The sequence below is a fragment of the Saccharibacillus sp. O23 genome (assembly GCF_002205895.1).
Classification (GTDB): domain Bacteria; phylum Bacillota; class Bacilli; order Paenibacillales; family Paenibacillaceae; genus Saccharibacillus.
Genome location: NZ_NJDE01000010.1, coordinates 317,462 through 335,624, shown reverse-complemented (window position 1 = coordinate 335,624; position 18,163 = coordinate 317,462). Strand labels below are relative to the sequence as shown.

The window sequence follows — 18,163 nt, the reverse complement described above, 5'->3', positions numbered from 1 at the left end:
CCTCGATTATCGTGGTTGGGTCATAGCTGCGCAGTCTATGATTGCTTTCAGTATAGAATTTTGATAACGCTTACATAACCCGAACCTGATTGGATAGGTGGACTATGTTTGGCTATCTCTCGGCAGCCGGATCGTGATGAGCGTGCCTCGGCCGGGCGACGATTCGATCGATACCGAAGCGCGGCTTCCGTACTGCATCCGGATTCGGGCCGTCGTATTCCGAATGCCGACCGAAGCGCCTTGACCGTTCGAGATGCCGTCCACCGTCTCCGCGTCCATGCCTTTGCCGTTGTCTTCGACCTCGTAGATCCGCTCGTCTCCGCTTGTTTTCCCCCGAATAACGATAAGACCGCCGGTTTCCATTTCTTCGAACCCGTGCAGAATCGCGTTCTCCACGAACGGCTGGAACGTCAGTCTCGGCAGTTCGTATTCGAACAGTTCGGGAACCAACTCGTATTCGACCGCGAATTTGTTTTCGAAACGCGCCTGCATGATATAGAAGTAGCTGTTCATCCACTCGATCTCTTCGCTTAAGCTTACCGCTCCCCACTCGCGCCGCGACGTATAATGCAGCATGTTCGACAAGCAGACGAGCATTCGGCTCAGCTCCCGCTGATCGTTCTCGAGCGCCATCCAATTCATGACGTTTAACGTGTTATACAGAAAATGCGGGTTCATCTGCCGGTTCAACGCTTGAATCTCCGCCTCCTGCTCTTTGAGCCGGGTCTCGTAGACTTCGGTAACGAGCGACCCGATCCGATCGTTCATGCGGTTGAAATGTCCCAGCAGCCGGCCGAACTCGTCGTCCGAAGTGACCGGCACGCGCGCGTCGAAGTCGCCTTCGCCGGCCGAACGCATCGCTTCGGTGAGCCGCCGGACCGGCTTGTTGATCTTGCCCGAGATGAAGTAAGCCAGCGCCAGCGCGGCGGCGGTCATGACCACGGCCAATACGAGAGTCGACGTGCGAATGACCGGCACCAGATCGCGGATCAGCGAGGCTTCCGGCGTGATCACCACGGACAACCAGCCCGTTACCTGCGAACGGTCGAAACAGACGATGACGCGTTCGCCGCCGAGGATCATGCGCTTGCGGCCGCTGCCGAGCCGCTGCAAATCTTCGATCCACGGTTCGCCGTAGACGCGGGACACGAGCGAAGCGTCGTCGCTGGCGGCTACCCGATTATCGGGGTCCAGCACCAGATAACGGGAGCGGTCGGGCAGGCTGCCCGCGAACAGCTTGTTCAACGCTTCGTATTTGAGGCTGATGACCAGCACCGGCCGTTCGACGCCTTCGTCCAGCCGGCGCAGAATCGAATTATAAAGGTAGGAAAAATCCAAGACGCGCGTCGCCGAGAACAAATACCGGAAATCGATATTGTCTTCCGCGTAATCCGGCTGGCCGAACATCGCGGCGAAATCGTAGGTCGGATACCAGACGAGTTTGCCTCCCGCCTGCTCGGCCGTCCGGTAGACTTCGGATCGCGTCGGGTCGCCCTGCGGAAGCTGTTGGCCGAACGTGAAATACGAAGTCCACAATTGATACGCGTACACGTCTTCGAACTGGGAAAAGTAATTGCGCAGCACGTCCGATACCTGCCGATCCGCCGCGAGCAGTTCCGACCCGCTGGTGGGGTCCAGATCGTTGAACAGTTCGAACAGGTCTTTATCCGTAAACAACGCCATGCTGTTCTGGTCGAGAATCCGCAGCTTGGTGTCCATCAATTGGTTGTTCTTGCGCACGATCTCGTAGACGTTGTCCTGCGCCTGATCGGTCACGACTTTCAAGCTGGTCCGGTAGAACAGCGTGCCGAGCACGAGCAGCGGAATCGCGGTCAGCAGCACGTAGCTGGCGAACAGCCGGAAACGGAACGAACGGGTTCGTTTCATTCCGCCGTTCTCCCGCTCTTAGGCCCCCGCTTATAAGCGGCGGGCGAAATCCCGTGCATTTTCTTGAACACCCGGCAAAAGTATTTGGTGTCCGGGTAGCCGCAGGCTTCGGCCGTCTCGCCGATCCGGCGGCCCGCTTCGAGCAGCGCTCTGGCCCGGCGCATCCGCGCCTTCGTCAGATGCGAAGTGAACGTATCCCCGGTCTGCTGCTTGATCCAAGTGCTGAAATAAGAAGGATTGAAGAAGAAGCGTTCGGCCGCGCGCTCCAACGTCAACTCTTCATGCAGGCGCTCTTCGATCCACGCCAGACAGTCCCGCACGAGCGCGTCGGCATCGCCGCCGTCGCCCGAACCCGGCTTCGGCCGCCGCTCCGCCGCCTGCGGCGCTTCGCGCGTCCGAAGTTCGTCATGGAAGACCATCCCGCTCAGACTCTCGCGGATTCCGTGCGTTCCGGCTTCCCGAGCCAGCCGGAACGCTTCCGGCCCTTCCGCGCCAAGCGTCGCGCAGGCGGGCCCCACGCCGTGAAACATCCGGCCGTATTCCGTCCATCCGGCCCGCAAGCGTTCTCCGCAGGCACGAATCGCCTGCCGCTGCTCCGGCAGCAGGAGACAACTGCCGCGAACGATTGTAACCGTTTGCAAATTTTTGCCGGGGTAAGCTTCCGCCGCAAACGAAAACGCTTGGCCGATCGGCGACCATGCGCGCTCCGATTCGCGCAGAAACCGCTCGACGTCGAACGCCCCGCGCCGTTCTTCCCGAACGTCGAGCTCCGTGAAGATCACGAGTCCCGCTTCTCCCAACCCTTCGGTCCGCTCCAGCTCCCGCATTTCTTCGGGCGCAAGGCTTCCGCCGATCCATTCGGCAAACAGCCGGCTGCGGTAAACGGACTGCGTACGCGCAAGCCGCAGATCCCGTTCGTCTTCTTCGCGCTTCCGCCGCTCTTCGGCCGAGATTTCTTCTTCGATCCGATCCAGCATCGCGGCGAGTTTGTTCTCGTCCACCGGCTTGAGCAGATAATCGCTGGCTCCGTGCCGCAGCGCTTGCTGCGCGTAATCGAACAGATTATAAGCCGATACCATCACGACCCGCGGCTTGGGCCGTTCTTCTTCGACCCTTTTAAGAAATTCCAACCCGTCCATATTCGGCATCCGAATATCCGTCAAGACCAGATCGGGCCGTTCTTCGCGAATCAAAGCAAGCGCCGCTTCTCCGTCTCCCGCCGCGTTCAAGCGATCGCCCGGCCGAAACGACAGAATCAGATTCATCATTCCCCGGCGATGGCGCGGCTCGTCGTCCACGATCAGAATCTTCATGCGAATCCCCTCCTGGCTCAAGTTCTGTCTTCCGTTCGCTGCTATTATACGGCCTCTTTCGCCGGTTCAGAAGGACGGATTGATTGGAAAGGTGGACTTTTTTTAGGTTGAATAAGTGTAATAGGGACGCATACTATAATTCTTTTTCGAAAAACGAAGTTTCTAACAACAAAATATGGAGATATGATACTATATTGGTATCTAACTTTGAATTCAAGAAAAATTAACTTAGGCGGTGTTTTCTTTGAAGCTAACAAGTTTAAAAATAGAAAATTTCAGGAATTTCGAAAACATAAATGTAGATTTGACTAACCAAAACGTTATTTTCGGTATGAATGATGTTGGGAAAACAAATTTCATGTTTGCACTAAGATTTTTGTTAGACAAAGAAGTGAGGAAAAATGGATTTAAAACTTCCGACTATTATAAAAATAATATTGATAAGACTATAAAAATCACTTTGGGTGTAGACTTATCAGATCGTGAAACTAACAACGATTCAAAACATATTATTTCAAAAGTTGGAGGGGCTAGATCAAGTGATAAATTAGATGAATTCTATTTTCGAGTAGAAGGCACTTTCGAAAAAAGTGAAGCAATGGGTATACCAAAAATATACTGGGGGAATAAATTTGAGGAGTTAATTGAGGTTAATCAAAATGGAATTTTCAGCAGCCTTGATAATCTTTTTAAAGTCGTATATGTTGATCCAACAATAGATTTAGAAAAAACATTCTTAAAAAATCGTAATAAGCTATTTGATCAAGCAAAGTTAGATGAATCAGATATAAATATATCGGATGAAATAAAACAGCTAGCTGATACTTTAAATAATAAAATTAGCAGTATGAATATAATTCAAAGTTTCCAAGCTAATATCACTGATGAATACAAGAAATTAAAAAACGAAAATATAAAAATCGAAATGAAATCCGAATTATCAATAAACGGATACTTCGGCAATTTGATACCTTATATTAAAAGAGACAATGATGATCATATCTATCCAACTTCAGGCGACGGAAGAAAAAAAATACTAGCTTATTCACTACTAAATCATTTAATTCAATTGCAAGAAGGTAATAAGATAATTATCTATCTGATCGAAGAACCTGAGAACAGCTTACATAGATCTATGCAAATTGCATTATCCAAACAATTATTTAATTCGAAAGTTTATAATTATTTCTTTTTGTCGACACATTCTTCAGAATTACTTTATGAAATGGATCATGCTTCATTAATAAGAGTGTACTCACAGAGCGGTACTGCTTGTGAATCATATATTTATACAGTTGATACTGAGTACAGAGATGTAAAAAAAGAGCTTAATCGTTCATTGGCAACAGCGTTGTTTGCAAATAAGGTTTTATTAGTAGAAGGACCATCAGAAAAAGTCTTATTCGAAAAAATATTAGAAGAAGTGAATCCAATGTACGAGTTGGATGGAGGATTTCTGTTGGACGTAAACGGAATTAAATTTGAACCTTATGCAAAAGTTTTACGAGGATTAAATATTTCAGTAATTGTAAAAACAGATAACGATTTAAAGTCCAAAAAAAACCAACCTACAAAATTCGATTTAATAGGCTTGCAAAGATGTTTGAACCTTTTAGAAGATTATGAAGAAATCTCATTGCCTGCTATTGAAATCGATTATTCTAAAATTGATAGTGAAGGAAAAAAAGTTTACTCTGAAAAAGAAAAGCTAAAGATGGTTATTGAGAAAAAGAAGGATATTTTTCAGCAGTATGAAAATCAAATTCGGCTATTAAAAGAGAAGAACATTTACTTATCTAAAATCGATTTGGAACACGATTTATATGAAGCTATTGGTCCAACAATGCAAAACGCATTAGGCTCTAACCCTATAAAATATTTACAAGATCATAAACTGATAAACATGATAGAATTCACAAAATATTTATCTCAAACAGATTGTTCTACAATCATAAACCATCCACTATTCGAAGCATTAAGAAAGTTGGTGTCTTCAAATGAGATCGAAATTAGTTGATCAAGAAGCTAGAGATAACATTTTAAAAGACGATAACAATATCGTAATCTCGGCAAGTGCTGGCTCTGGAAAAACTACAATCATGGTAAAAAAAATGGGCATCGAACTTAATAAAATAGCTGATCATAGAACAATAGCAGCCATCACCTTTACTATTAAGGCAACTCAAGAAATTAAGAAGAAGGCTCAGCAGTCTATAAACAAAAAAATTGTAGTTATGACAAATGACTCTTTTATTGAAAAGGAAATTACAAGACCTTTTATTAGGGACGCATTTGGTCCGCAATACTCAGGTGAATATGCAGTCGAATATGGAAATGAGTATAAGTTCAACACTTCAAATGATGGCTTAGAGCAACTCAAAACAAAAAATATTCTTGGTTCTTTTCGAAATAATAAACAAAATTTTAAGTTCAAAGTTGCTTTGGCAATACTCCAAAGGTCAGTAGCAGCAAAAGAATATCTTGTATCAAAATACAAAGTACTCTTTATTGACGAATATCAAGATTCAGACCAAGATATGCATAATTTTTTCATGTTTTTGAAAAATGTACTTTGCATAAAGATTTTTATTGTTGGTGACGGGAAGCAAGCAATTTATATATGGAGAGGAGCAATGAGTAATATTTTTGAATTATTAGTAAAAGAAAAATTCAATAATTACGAGTTGGTCACAAATTTTAGATGCCACAAAGCAATCGAGAATTATGCGAATCTGCTTCACAATACTTCTTATTTTGATAATCAAAGTGAGTTAGTAGATACTGTGGTATTTAAAAAATATCCATACAATAATTTCGAAAATCTTCCCGTATCATTTTCACAATTAGTTAGCAATAATATTATTGACGTAAACAAAGAAATAACTATTATCTCGAACTTTAATGATGATGCAAAAGCAATAACTACAAGTCTTAACGAAAAAGGTTATGATTTCGTATTTATTCCAAGAACTCCTATCGATGAAGGATTACCAAATGGATATCTTCTTAAAGAGTTAGCTATGTTTTCTAAAAATACAGATTACACAATCTATGACTTTATAGAAAACATAGGAAATGATGAAAGGACGCAAACAAGAATCGAGATCAATCAGATAATTAGCGGTTTAAAAAAAAGTAAAAACCTTGTTGAAGAAAAAATAAAAGTGATAATAAGTAATCTATCTAGTTACTTAGGTATGAAAATCAGCATAGAGGAAATTGCTAAATTTTGTGAAAGCGTATGTGACCCTCAGTATGAAATGGCTTTCCATTTATCAGACAAAAAACATAAAGTTATGACTGTTTTTGCAGCTAAAGGATTAGAATTCGATCAGGTGATTAGTTTTTCCCGTTATTACAGCATACATGTTAATGATAATATGCAGAATCATTATGTGTGTGTTACAAGAGCAAAAGAAAAGTTTGTTATGTTTATTGATAATGATAGATACTCTGAGCATGTGATAAGAACGGCATTAATAAACGGCCTCAATGAACCAAACAAACTATTCAAAAAAATCGAATAATTTAAATAGTTTATAAGATAGTTTTCTATAAATGAATAGAAATGAGGATTCCTGTGGAAATAAACGAATTATTATCATGATAATAATTCGTTTATTTCTATGTTATAACACAATAATCTTGTATAAAAGGTCAATACTAAAATGCTTAAGGAATCCGTACCAACTCGTCCACCCGGATCGGACGGCCCTGCGCCATCGAGAGATTGGCCGCGACGCCGGTCAGGATCGAGCGCGCTCCGTCCACGTGATCGGCGGCGCGGCGGAAGCGGTCTTCGACGGGTTCGCCGAACAGATCGTTCAGCAGTACCGGATCGCCGCCGCCGTGTCCGCCTTCGCCTTCTTCGAATTCCGCTTTGTACGGTTCGCCGAACATAGGAAATACGAGCAGATTTACGCCTTTGACCGCGCCTTCCAGCGCTTTGTCTCCGCCCGAATTGACGTACGACTGTTCGATCACGTTGGCTTCGATCCGTCCTTTCGTCCCGTTGAACGCGATCCGGTAACCTTCCCACGGCAGATAAGCGTTCAGCGAATAGGTCAGCAGCGCTCGGTTCTTGTAACGCACGGTCACGCTCATCGTGTCTTCGATCGAGATGCCGTCGCCGAATACGCTCTGATCGCGCCGGTAGCCGTCTTCGCTCTCCGCGTCCAGATACATCGCTTTGAGATGTTCGTTGTCGTCCAGCCGCAGCGCGAAAGGATCGCCTTCTGCGTTCGGATGTCCGGTCGCCCGATCGTAGAATCGGGTTACGCCGCGCTTTTCCGCGTTTTCCCGGCCGTAGAACAACAGATCGCCCATCGCGAACACCGTCTCCGGCTGCGAGCCGATCCAAAAGTTGACCAGATCGAAATGATGCGTCGATTTGTGCACGAGCAGGCCGCCGCTGTTGCGTTTGTCCCGATGCCATCGGCGGAAATAATCGGCGCCGTGCTGGGTGTTCAGCAGCCATTCGAAATGAACGGAAGTCACGTCGCCGATGACGCCGTCTTGGATCAGCTCGCGGATCTTCGTATGATGCGGCGCATACCGGTAATTGAAACTGACCCTCACTTTGCGCCCGGTTCGCTGCACCGCGTCCACGATCTCTTGGCATTTGCCGGCGTCGGTCGTCATCGGTTTCTCCGTAATCACGTCGCAGCCGAGTTCCATCGCGCGGATGATATACGTATGATGCGTGCGGTCCACGCTGGTCACGATCACGACATCCGGCCGGAGTTCGCGGATCATCTCGTCGAAACGATCGGACACGTACGTCTTGACGGCGGGATAATCGTATTTCTCAGTCAGCAGTTTGTTGGCATAATCCATCCGAACCCGGTTGATATCGCAAAAAGCGAGCAGCTCCGCCGTTTCCCGAAACTCCCCCGCGATCGCCCCGTAGAAAAATTCCGCCCGGCCTCCCGTGCCGACCAACACATACGTTTTTTTGCTTGTTTTTTGACGGCTTGCCTCCATGTTTGACGTCCTCCTTCGCTGAATCTTCATTGAAGCAAGCGTAACGCAAAAAAGCGGAGAATTCTCCGCCTTTTGTACACGAATGGCGAATACCCCGCTTTTATTGCGTTTGTGGCCCAAGTCCGTCGATCACATCACTTCGGCGACATCCGAATGCGTACGGTCTTGTCGAACGGCGTCATCAGATTCACCAGCGCGATTTTGCAGCCGTCGGGCAGATTGGCTTCGCGGACCGAAGGCGCCAGATGCGCCAGTTCGCCGCCGGTCAGCTCGATCCAGTCGGAACCGCATTCGTAACGCAGCGTGCCTCCGCTCCACAGACGCCGGTCCGTTCCGGTTTCTTGACCTTCGCCGGATACGAGCTCGCCTTCTCCGCCGAATACGAACGAGAGCTGCGTCATGACTTCTCCCGGCTCGTCGGCTCGCAGATGCAGATCCCAGCCGCTTTCGACCGGCACGGCTTCGATCTCGACCCGGAAGACCTGCTCATGCGTCAATTCGCGTTCGTGGTGAGGCAGCAGGTACCACGGACTGACTTCGCCGTTCGCAATCGGCTGACGCGGCGCGGCGACCGGCCCGTAATAACCTTTGCGCTGCTCGCCGGACAGCCGGTAAGCGCCGTTTGCTTCCCGCTCCATCTTCTGCATCGGCACATAACCCGGATAGAAATAAGAAGCGGCCTGCACGGCCAGCAGCCGAGCCGCGCCGTGGCGCAGCGCGAAGAACGACGGCGTCTCGGTCATCAACGTCACGCTGGTCGCGCCGTCGCGAATCCGGGCGACGGGCGCGCCGAAATCGATATGCATGCGGCTGTGGAAGATCCGGCCGTTATGGCCGGCCCGTTCCATGTCCGCAAGGTAACTCTCGCGATAGAACTCGCCGTTCAACATTTTCTCGTAACGCGTCGGAACCGCTTCTTGCGCTTCGGCCGCCCACGGCCCGCGCAGCTCCGGCTCGAGCAGCATCTGAATAAGCGCGTTGACCGAAGCCGGACCGGCATCTTCCATCGCGCCGATCGCAAGCGAAGCCATGCCCGCGAACAGCGGGTCGCCGTCCTGCCGCGCCATCATCGCGTAAGGCAGGTAATACGCGGACAGATCATGGAACCTGCCGAGATCCTGCCGCCCCGAATAGTCGGTGACCACTTCGCCCGACGGGTGCACGAGATAGACCATCATGCGAAGATTAAGCCTTACCGGTTCCAGCAGTTCCGGCCGTTCCAACAGCCGCGCCGCATAGATCAGCATGATATCGCTGACCGCGCTGTAGATCCCGTTGCTGCGCTCGGTCCATTCGCCGTCCGGCGTGATATCCATCCCTTCGGCCAGCCATTGGTCCGCCCGACGCGCCGCTTGTTCGCCGGCTTCTCCGCCGAGCAGTTCGCGCAAGCAGCCGAGCGCCGCGCACAGCACCCAGCGATGGTTCGGCGTATGGCAGCCTCCCGTCAGCATGACCGGCAGCGTCCGTTCCAAGAACGACCGCATATTGCGAAGCGTCGGCTCCAGCGGCTCCCATTCGGCCCCGCTCAGCAGCTTGTAGAGCTGGTAATAGCCGACGACCACGAACGCCGTATCCGGCGGCGAATGATAATTGGTCCATCCCGGCGAGATCGACCCGTCTTCGTGCTGCATGCGCAGCACGAATTCCGAAGCGAGCGTCAGACGCTTCGCCAATTCTTCGTCGCGATAATACGCCGAATCCGGATTGACCAGCGCCGTCCCCCAATTGCACATATCCGTCGGCGTGCCCGTCGTATGATTGACCCACGCTGCGCCGGTTGCCGGATCGATCGTCCCTCCGTAATACCGGTTCTCCGGCTCCAATACCTGCCGTTCCAACCCTTTTCGTACCGATTCGTCGTTATGCTTCACCAATCGCGCATATGCGATAAGCCCGTCCCCCTTGCTTATGGATATGGATCATGTTCCCCGATATGTTCCAATTCGCGGCGAACGCGCCGCGGGATCTCCGCCGACAAGTCCGGCCACGACACGAATAACTCTCGGCGGTCCGCATAAGCCCACTCCCGATAAGCCGATGCGGGTGTGAAAGCGAACGTTCGCAGATAACGTTCGACGCGGCGGTCGATCTCTTCGTTCGTTTCCAGCTCCCCGCGCAGAAAATCGCCGAAATCGAGTCCTGCGGCTCCCGCCGTTTCCGACGTGCAGGACTCGAATTCCGGCAGCAGAGGAAAGACGTCGGGCAGCGGCGACAGCGCGTGTTTGCCGGGCTGCACATAGAGCGAGACGCGTCCGTCCGTCAGATTGGAACGGTCGGGCAGCAGGCTTTTCAAATACCGCCCGTGAAAACTCGCTTCCGCGTCCGCGACTTCGCCGTCTTCATCCAGAGCGACCCAGACATGCTCCAAGTCGTACAGATGTTGAATATCGTAATCGTAATAGATCGCATACTCGATCACCCGTCCGGAAGGCGGACATTTCAAATCGGGTCGACGAGCAAAAGACGGCGAAGAACCGTCTTGGCGCAATACGGTAATGCCGAATCGCGCCGGGAAAAACGGCTCCCGTTCGTCGAACAGCAGAATCGGAGCGTGGCGCATGGCGAGACGAAGTTCTTCAGCCCCGAGCATGAGCAGACTCTCCGCTTCGCGCCGCCAGCTTGCCGAGCAGCAGCCGATGGCTCCGCTCGATCTCTTCGGACAGGCAGGCCGCTTTGAGCTCGTAGACTTTGACGCCGGCGCGTTCGATCATCGGCAGATAAGCGTCATAGAAATGCATATCGCCGCTGTGGACGTACGGACACCAATGATCCGACAGCCCGATCGTCTCGTGAATATGCACGCCCACGATATGATCCATTAAGCCGTTCGCTTCGCCGACGCTGTCGTACAATCCCAAACGGTCCATCATGATGGCGTGGCCGGTGTCGTACCAAATGCCGACCGGCGCTCCTTGCAGCGCGTCGATCACCGTCTTGGCTTCGGCGAGCGTAGGCATCTGATTCGGACGCGACCGCGTCTCGATGCCGAAACGCACGTTCAATCCTTTGGCGGCCGACCGGTTGCAGACTTCGTCCAGACTCTCGATGATCCGCTTCAAGTAACCTCCGGCTTCGCGTTCCCGGCGCTCGATAAACGAAGACCAAGCGGCGCGGTACGCGGCCGAATCGCGGCCTTCGTCTTGATACAGCTTCTCCAACGCTTTGACGTCCGCATGGTCGATCGGCACCTCGCCCGGATGCACCACGACCGCTTTCGCCCCGTAACGATGCGCGTATTCCGCCGATCCCACCAGCAGTTCGATCGCGCGTTCGCGTTTGGCTTCGTCTTCGAATCCGAGCAGCACCGAATCCGTCCCGTAGTCGGGATCGGGCGTATGCGGAAACGTATTGTGCACGCTGGAGACGCCGATCTCGCCGCGTTCGATCATCGGCTCGATCTCTTTCAGCATCTCCCGCGTCACGTTATAGTTCAATTCGACCCGGCGGAAACCGAGCGAAGCGATGTCTTCGATCATCGCCCGCCCGCCTCCCGTCCGCTTGATGTTCCAGCAGGTCGAAAACGAATATTCGCCTTTGTCGACGACCGTTTCTTCGATCTCCGTCATATCAGCCTTTCACCGCCCCGAGCATCACGCCGCTGACGAAATACTTTTGCAGCCACGGATAGACGCAGAGGATCGGTACGGTCGCGAAAATGACGGTGGCCGCTTTGAGCGCTTCCGGCGTCAACGCCGCGCGGTTGGCCCCTTCCATCTGGGTAAGCTCGGTGACCATGTTGTTTTGGACCATCTGGAACAACTTGAGCTGAAGCGGATAGATCTCCGGGTTGGTGACGTACATGAGCGCGTCTTGGAAGCCGTTCCAGCGGCCGACCGCGTAGAACAGCGACAAGGTCGCCATAACCGGCAGCGACAGCGGCAGCACGATCCGCAGCAGCGTATTCAGATGCGAACTGCCGTCGATTTCGGCCGATTCTTCCAGACTCTGAGGAATGCCTTTGAAGAACGAGATCAAGATGATCAAGTTGAACGGACTCACCAGCCCCGGCAGGATCAGCGCCCAGACCGTGTTGATCATGTGCAGGTCGCGAATCAGCAGGTATTCGGGAATGATGCCGCCGCTGAAGAACATCGTGATGATGATCAGATACATGAAAAATTTGCGGCCTTTCAGATTGCTTTTGGTCAACGGATAAGCGGCCGCGATCGTGAACAACATGCACAGCAGCGTCGTCGCGACCGTCAGGATCACCGTAAAGCCGAGCGATTGCAGCATGGAATGGTCCGCGAATACTTTGCCGTAAGCGTCCCAGTTCAATTCGACCGGCCACAACGTAACCTCGCCCGAAGTGATCGCCCGGTTCGAGCTGAGCGATACCGCGATCGTATGCGCGAACGGAGCCAGACAGAAAATGACGAACAGCGAAACGAAAGTAATATTGACAATGTCGAAGATTCGATTGGAAGTACGTTCACTCATCGCACAAACTCTCCCTTCTGTATAAGCCTGCCGCCTAACCTTACAAGATGCCGTCTCCGGTCACTTTTTTGGAAATGTAGTTCGATCCGACTATGAAGACCAGACCGACGATCGCTTGGAACAAACCTACGACCGTCGCCAGCGTATATTGGCCGGCTTCCAAGCCGATCCGGTAGACGAACGTGCTCAGCACGTCGGAATATTCGCGCACCGCCGTGTTGCCGATAATGTAAGGCCGATCGAATCCGATGCTGACCATCTTGCCCAGATTCAGGATCAGCAGGGTGATGATCGTCGGCTTGATGCTCGGAAGCGTGATATGCCAGATTTTCTTGAGTCTCGTCGCCCCGTCCACGTCCGCGGCTTCGAACAATTCTTTGTTCACGCCTGTCAGCGCGGCCAGATACAGAATCGTTCCCCAGCCTGCGCTCTGCCACACGCCGGTGAACAGGTATGTGATCAACCAAGAGCTTTTGTCCGTCAGGAAAGGAATCGCTTCGAAGCCCAAGCTGCGAAGTACTTCGTTCACCATGCCGGACTGCGTACCGAACAATTGATATACGATCCCGCCGATGATGACCCAAGAAATGAAATGCGGAATGTAGAGGATCGTCTGCGAGAATTTTTTGAACCAGCCCGAGCGGATCTCGTACAGCATGATCGCGAGAATGATCGGCGCCGGGAACGAAACGATCAGATCGAGGAAGTTCAACATGAACGTATTGCGCAGCGTGATATAGAAGTCGTTCATCGCGAATACTTCGCGGAACGCGTCCAAGCCGATCCATTCGCTGCCGTTTATGCCCTGAAACAAATTGAAGTCTTTGAACGCGATCTGCACGCCGTACATCGGACCGTAGCGGAAGATCAGGAAGTAGATGATCGGCAGCGAGAGCAAAGCGTAGAGCTGCCAGTAGCGTTTGATATAGGACGAGCGCCGTTTCGATCCGCTGGTCTCGTTCAGGTAAGTCGTCGCTTTGGTCAAGTCGTTCTCCTCCTGGCGGGTACGGCCGCTCTGCCGTCCGTTCGAACCGAACGGTCCGGCGGAGCCGCCTCCCGATAAAGATAGCCGAGGGCGGCGAGGAATGCGAATCTCCCCTTCCGCCCCGGCTTGCCCGTTTTCAGATGCGTGCCGCCGATTAATTCAAAGTTTGCAGCGCCGCTTCCAGTTCTTTTTTGAGTTCGGAGCCGCCAATATTCATGAAGTCCTGCATTTCGCGGTCGTATACCGCTTCGAATTGATCCGGTTTGGCCATCGTGCTTTGGACCATGATGACTTTGAGCTTGTCGTTCAGCGCGGTGCCGTATTTGGCTTCCGCTTCGATCGGACCGTTGAACACGATCGGACCTACCGTATCGGTATTCGCGAGATCGATCGATTTTCTCAGCATTTCTTGGTTGTTCGCCGGGAAGCCCGCGATCCAAGCCGCTTCGTTCTTCGCTTGATCGCCGATCGCTTTGCCGTTGGAGATGATCGCCATATCGCCGCCGTTGTAGACGCGGTCTTTCATTTCTTGCGTCGCGTCGTCTTTCAGCACCGGAATGCCGTCTTTCATCTCGTAGTTCTCGCCTTCCACGCCGTTGTAGATGTTGATGATATTGTTGCCCGTGGACATCCAATCGAGATATTTGACCGCTTCGGCCGCGCGTTTGCTGCTTTTCGGAATCATGATGTACATGCCGTTGGAGCCGTAACGCGATTTGATGTGTTTGCCGCCTTCGTTCGGGTTGGAATACGCGTCGATCGGCGTCACTTTGCTGCCCGGAACGTTAGCCGTCAGGTTGTCGAGCGTGCCGTCGGCGTAGAACAAGTTATCCACGTCTTCGGACCAGAAGCCGACGTTGCCGTTTTGGATATCTTTGCCGAGCTGCTCTTTTTCTTCGTCCAAGCTGAAGTCTTTGCTCATGAGGCCTTCGTTATACAGTTTGTTCATGAACTGCATCGCGTCTTTGAATCCTTCGTGCAGCGGCAGTTCGTAACGTTGGCTGTAAGTCAGGTCGCCTTTGACCGGTTTGATGAAGGAGTAGATCAGCGTTTCGTATTGAGCCGGTGCCAGCGCCATCCCCATCGGAATGTTTTTGTCGCCGAGGCCGCCCGGATCTTTTTCTTTGAAAGCTTTGAGCGTTTCGTACAGCTCGTCGGTCGTCGTCGGAGCTTTCATGCCCAGCTTATCGAGCCAATCTTGACGAATATAAGAGGCATAGCGGCCGGTGATCGCCCGTTTGCCCGGAATGGCGAACTGCTTGCCTTCCAATTGACCGAATTTGAGCGTATCGTCGCCCAGATAGGATTTGAGGTTGGTTCCGTACTGGTTCAGCAGCTCGCCGACATCGGTCAGGCCGCCCTGCTGCGCGTAGCGGAAAAATACGCTGGAATCGTAGACGAAGACGATATCCGGCACGTCGCTTGCGCTCGCCATCAGTACGTTCAGCTTGGTCGTTTCTTCGGAACGCTGTACCGGCACGTATTGAACGTCGATGTTGTTCGGATCGCCGAACTCTTTCTGTACGTATTGCGTCAGCCAGTTGTTCGTGATCGTGTGCGGCGACGGGCTGTTGCCCCGGTCGAACACTTCCACCTTTAAGGTTACGCGTTCTTTGCTTCCGCCGGCCTCTCCGCTTGCGCCCGCCGACTGCTCTTTGTCTCCCGAGCCGCAGCCTGCCAGCAGCGATGCGCCCAACATAATGGAAAGCACCGTTCCTGCCGCTTTTTTCATGACCCCTCTACGCGTCTGTCCTGTCATTTTCCCATCTCCTTTTGTCTGTAGTGTGACGGTAATGCAGACAAATCCACCAAGCTTCGGCGTCCGTTCCCGGATGCCGCCCCCCCTTTCGGAGTGACCCCAGTATTCCATACAATCCGGCGAATGAGCAATAAACCTCTTTCCGATGGATAGATCTTGGTTAAATTGTCCTTTCGGTTTATTATCCTGACTGTTTTCGTCGAACTGCGCTTTTTCGTAAGCAAAAACCTTGTGAAATCGCTTACATCGTCAAAAAAACCACCTTCCATAAACCTTTTTCGCAGGACAAACCGAATTCGTAAGCCTTTAAAACCGCTAAAAAACCGCGATCGCGTCGCTCTTCCTTACGGAAGGGCAGCACAATCGCGGCAGGCGGCCGAAACGATCTTAACGAATCGAAGATTTTGCTATTCGAACGCGCAAGACCCGACAATCGCCGAACAAAATAACGTAAAACTTTTGATCAACTTTCGAGCGACGGCAATCCGCGATGCTGTCTGCGATAATCTCCGGGCGTAATGCCGGATACCCGTTTGAATACGCGTCCGAACGTAATCGCATTCGCGTAACCGACCTGCAGCGCGATATCCTGCAGCGGACAATCCGTCTTCAGCAATAACCGTTCGGCTTCCTTCATTCGCAGTTCGGTAAGAAAATCGACAAACTTCATATTGAATTCCGTCTTGAATAAGTAGCTGGCGTATTTGCCCGAGATCTGGAACCGATCGCTCAAATGTTTCAACGAGAGATCGGGATTCGCGAAATTCTCTTCGATATACGTCTTCATCTCGCTGACCATCGCCCGGTAACTTTTCGTTTCGCTGGCAGATACGTATAGACGGAACAGATCGGTCAATTCGTCCGACAACGCGGCTTTGACCTCGTTCAGCGTATCCGCTTCAAGCAATCGACGCTCGAGAGCTTCCGCCTGTTCGCGAGATAGCGCCTGCTGCAATCCTTCCGACATGACCGAAACTTCGCGTTCGAGCATCTGAAGCAGGGCTTGGATCAAAGAAAGAATGGTCTCGTCCTGAACAAAATCGCGTTCGAATTCTTCGAACAACAATTCCAACTGCTCCCGCCATTGTCCGTTCGACATCCGGAACTGCTTGACCAGTTCGGCGATGGTCTGGAGATAGCGATACGTCTCGAGCAGACGCGGCGTCGAATCTTCGGTATCGGCCAGCAGAATATCTCCGCTCTGAAGCAGCTTGTGGCGCATGACCGACTCGGCCGCTTCGTAAGAAACGCGAATCTGCTGGACGCCGCGCACGATCGGACCGATTCCGCAGAATAACGACAACCGCAGATGATCCGTGACCCAGAACCGGTAACTTTCGGCCAGCTTGCGCTGCGCTTCCATCATCCGAGCCTCGTCCTCTTCGGCGAGAAAGATCACCGCCAAACGGTCGCTGCCCATCCATTCCGCCCATGCCTGAAGCTGGACGCTCCGCGCCAACTCTTGAAAAACGTTCATCAAAGCGAATTTCAGCGCGTTCTGGTCGCCTCGGGTATACCGGTCGCGGAACACGCTCTCGTAACGTTCGATCTCGTAGACGGCAACGGCAAAACGCGATGAATCCGACACGCCCGCGAGCGGCGAGAAGGTCTCCAACCGTTCGACGGCCTGTTCGACGCGTTCGCTCCGCAGCAGTTCGGTAAACAACCGGCTGCGCTGAAGCAGTTCGTTCTCCCGGCTCTTGATCTCGTAATCCTGCGTATGATGAATCAGATTCTCCAATACGTCGTCGATCAACTTGAGTTCGTCCGTCCGTTTGCCGCCTTGATCGAGCGCGCGAATCTGGTGCGCTTCGATCCGGTTCATAATGACTTGTACCGGCTTGTAATTGCGGCGGGTAATATAGATCAAATACAAGACGGCGCATACGACGGTGCCCACCGCGATCGCTACCCACAAATAAGAAATGACGGAGACCCATCCGAACAGACTGGCGGCGCGTATGCCGCTGGAGAACGTCCAGCCCAACCGATCCAACTTCAATTCGTTGAGCATCTGGCCGTCTACCGTCTCGGCATGAGCTTGATAGACCGTTCCTCCGCTGCCGTCGGTAATCGTCATGAAAGATAACTGTTCGTTGACCATATTATCGATCAACTGCTCGATCGCGCTCATCTTGAGATTGATCACCAGCGTGCCTTCGCTGCCGAACGGCAGCGGCATGCCTTTGTCGATCGTCAGCACCCGGGTCGACACGGCGGACTGATCGGATCGGTAATCGCGCAGCGGCTGCCAGCCCGAGCCCGGTTCGCCCGCATCGATCTTCTTCAACCATTCCGCGTCAGGGAACGTTCTCGGATCGGACAAACCGCTCTGCGTCAATACGACCTTGTTCCTCTGATCGTACAAGTAGACCGATTGAATATAACTCGAATCGTCGGACAAGCTGCGTAAGCTGCGCGCGATCGCATACATATCGGACGTGCTGCGTCCTCCGATCTCCCGAAAATACGACGGGTATGCCGTGTTCTTCTCGACTTCGGCAAGAACCGACATCTCGGCTTCCCGGACGACTCGATCCACGTTATCCACAAGATAACGCGAAGCCACGCGGTCGGCCTTCTTCGTTTCCTGCCGGGAAATGTCGTTCACGAACACAAACGAAGTGAAGATCAGGATCGTCACGGTAAGCAAAAAAATCGGAAAATACGAAAGCAGCAGTCGACGATACCAGGTTCGGGACAATGAACAACCCTCCTCGCTTTGCGTCGATCCAGCGGATTGCTTCGCGGCAATCGCGATCGAGATCGACAGCATGGAATAACCGGCGGTCAGCC

Annotated in this window: 12 protein-coding genes; 2 read left to right on the top strand and 10 right to left on the bottom strand. The window is 51.8% G+C overall.

Features of this window, described 5'->3' with window-relative positions; genetic code table 11:
- Nucleotides 1-102: 102 nt before the first annotated feature.
- Together CDO73_RS15410 and CDO73_RS15405 are read right to left on the bottom strand one after the other, a co-directional pair.
- Entirely contained in the window at nt 103-1,887 is a 1,785-nt protein-coding gene (locus CDO73_RS15410; RefSeq protein WP_088489403.1) for a cache domain-containing sensor histidine kinase, read from the bottom strand.
- On the bottom strand, nt 1,884-3,200 hold the full coding sequence (locus tag CDO73_RS15405; protein ID WP_088489402.1) for a response regulator: 1,317 nt from the start codon (nt 3,198-3,200) through the stop codon (nt 1,884-1,886). Before CDO73_RS15405 ends, CDO73_RS15410 begins: the two co-directional genes overlap by 4 nt.
- 244 nt (nt 3,201-3,444) lie before the next feature.
- On the opposite strand from CDO73_RS15405, the gene CDO73_RS15400 reads away from it, so the two are divergent.
- Both CDO73_RS15400 and CDO73_RS15395 read left to right on the top strand, forming a co-directional pair.
- Nucleotides 3,445-5,217: an ATP-dependent nuclease gene (locus tag CDO73_RS15400; RefSeq protein WP_088489401.1), complete on the top strand. Its 1,773-nt coding sequence runs from the start codon at nt 3,445-3,447 to the stop codon at nt 5,215-5,217.
- Entirely contained in the window at nt 5,198-6,727 is a 1,530-nt protein-coding gene (locus CDO73_RS15395; RefSeq protein WP_088489400.1) for a UvrD-helicase domain-containing protein, read from the top strand. The genes CDO73_RS15400 and CDO73_RS15395 overlap by 20 nt, the downstream gene beginning before the upstream one ends.
- A gap of 145 nt (nt 6,728-6,872) precedes the next feature.
- Here the strand turns inward: CDO73_RS15395 and CDO73_RS15390 are convergent, their stop codons facing one another.
- The 8 genes from CDO73_RS15390 to CDO73_RS15355 form a co-directional block, all read right to left on the bottom strand.
- Nucleotides 6,873-8,183, bottom strand: a complete 1,311-nt coding sequence (locus tag CDO73_RS15390; protein ID WP_088489399.1) for a Gfo/Idh/MocA family protein — start codon at nt 8,181-8,183, stop codon at nt 6,873-6,875.
- A 134-nt stretch (nt 8,184-8,317) separates the two neighbouring features.
- A complete protein-coding gene (locus CDO73_RS15385; protein ID WP_256972716.1) occupies nt 8,318-10,054 on the bottom strand; it encodes a prenyltransferase/squalene oxidase repeat-containing protein in 1,737 nt (578 codons plus the stop codon).
- 35 nt (nt 10,055-10,089) lie between these two features.
- Nucleotides 10,090-10,773, bottom strand: a complete 684-nt coding sequence (locus CDO73_RS15380) for a hypothetical protein (RefSeq protein ID WP_088489397.1) — start codon at nt 10,771-10,773, stop codon at nt 10,090-10,092.
- Nucleotides 10,760-11,749 (bottom strand): sugar phosphate isomerase/epimerase family protein, encoded by a 990-nt coding sequence (locus CDO73_RS15375; protein WP_088489396.1) that lies wholly within the window; start codon nt 11,747-11,749, stop codon nt 10,760-10,762. The genes CDO73_RS15380 and CDO73_RS15375 overlap by 14 nt, the downstream gene beginning before the upstream one ends.
- A 1-nt stretch (nt 11,750) precedes the next feature.
- Complete coding sequence (locus tag CDO73_RS15370) at nt 11,751-12,623, bottom strand: carbohydrate ABC transporter permease (RefSeq protein WP_088489395.1); 873 nt, start codon at nt 12,621-12,623, stop codon at nt 11,751-11,753.
- A gap of 40 nt (nt 12,624-12,663) precedes the next feature.
- Nucleotides 12,664-13,608: an ABC transporter permease gene (locus CDO73_RS15365; RefSeq protein WP_088489394.1), complete on the bottom strand. Its 945-nt coding sequence runs from the start codon at nt 13,606-13,608 to the stop codon at nt 12,664-12,666.
- 154 nt (nt 13,609-13,762) lie between these two features.
- Complete coding sequence (locus CDO73_RS15360; RefSeq protein ID WP_088489393.1) at nt 13,763-15,367, bottom strand: extracellular solute-binding protein; 1,605 nt, start codon at nt 15,365-15,367, stop codon at nt 13,763-13,765.
- Nucleotides 15,368-15,830: 463 nt separating this feature from the next.
- Nucleotides 15,831-18,071: a helix-turn-helix domain-containing protein gene (locus CDO73_RS15355; RefSeq protein WP_088489392.1), complete on the bottom strand. Its 2,241-nt coding sequence runs from the start codon at nt 18,069-18,071 to the stop codon at nt 15,831-15,833.
- Nucleotides 18,072-18,163 lie beyond the last annotated feature (92 nt).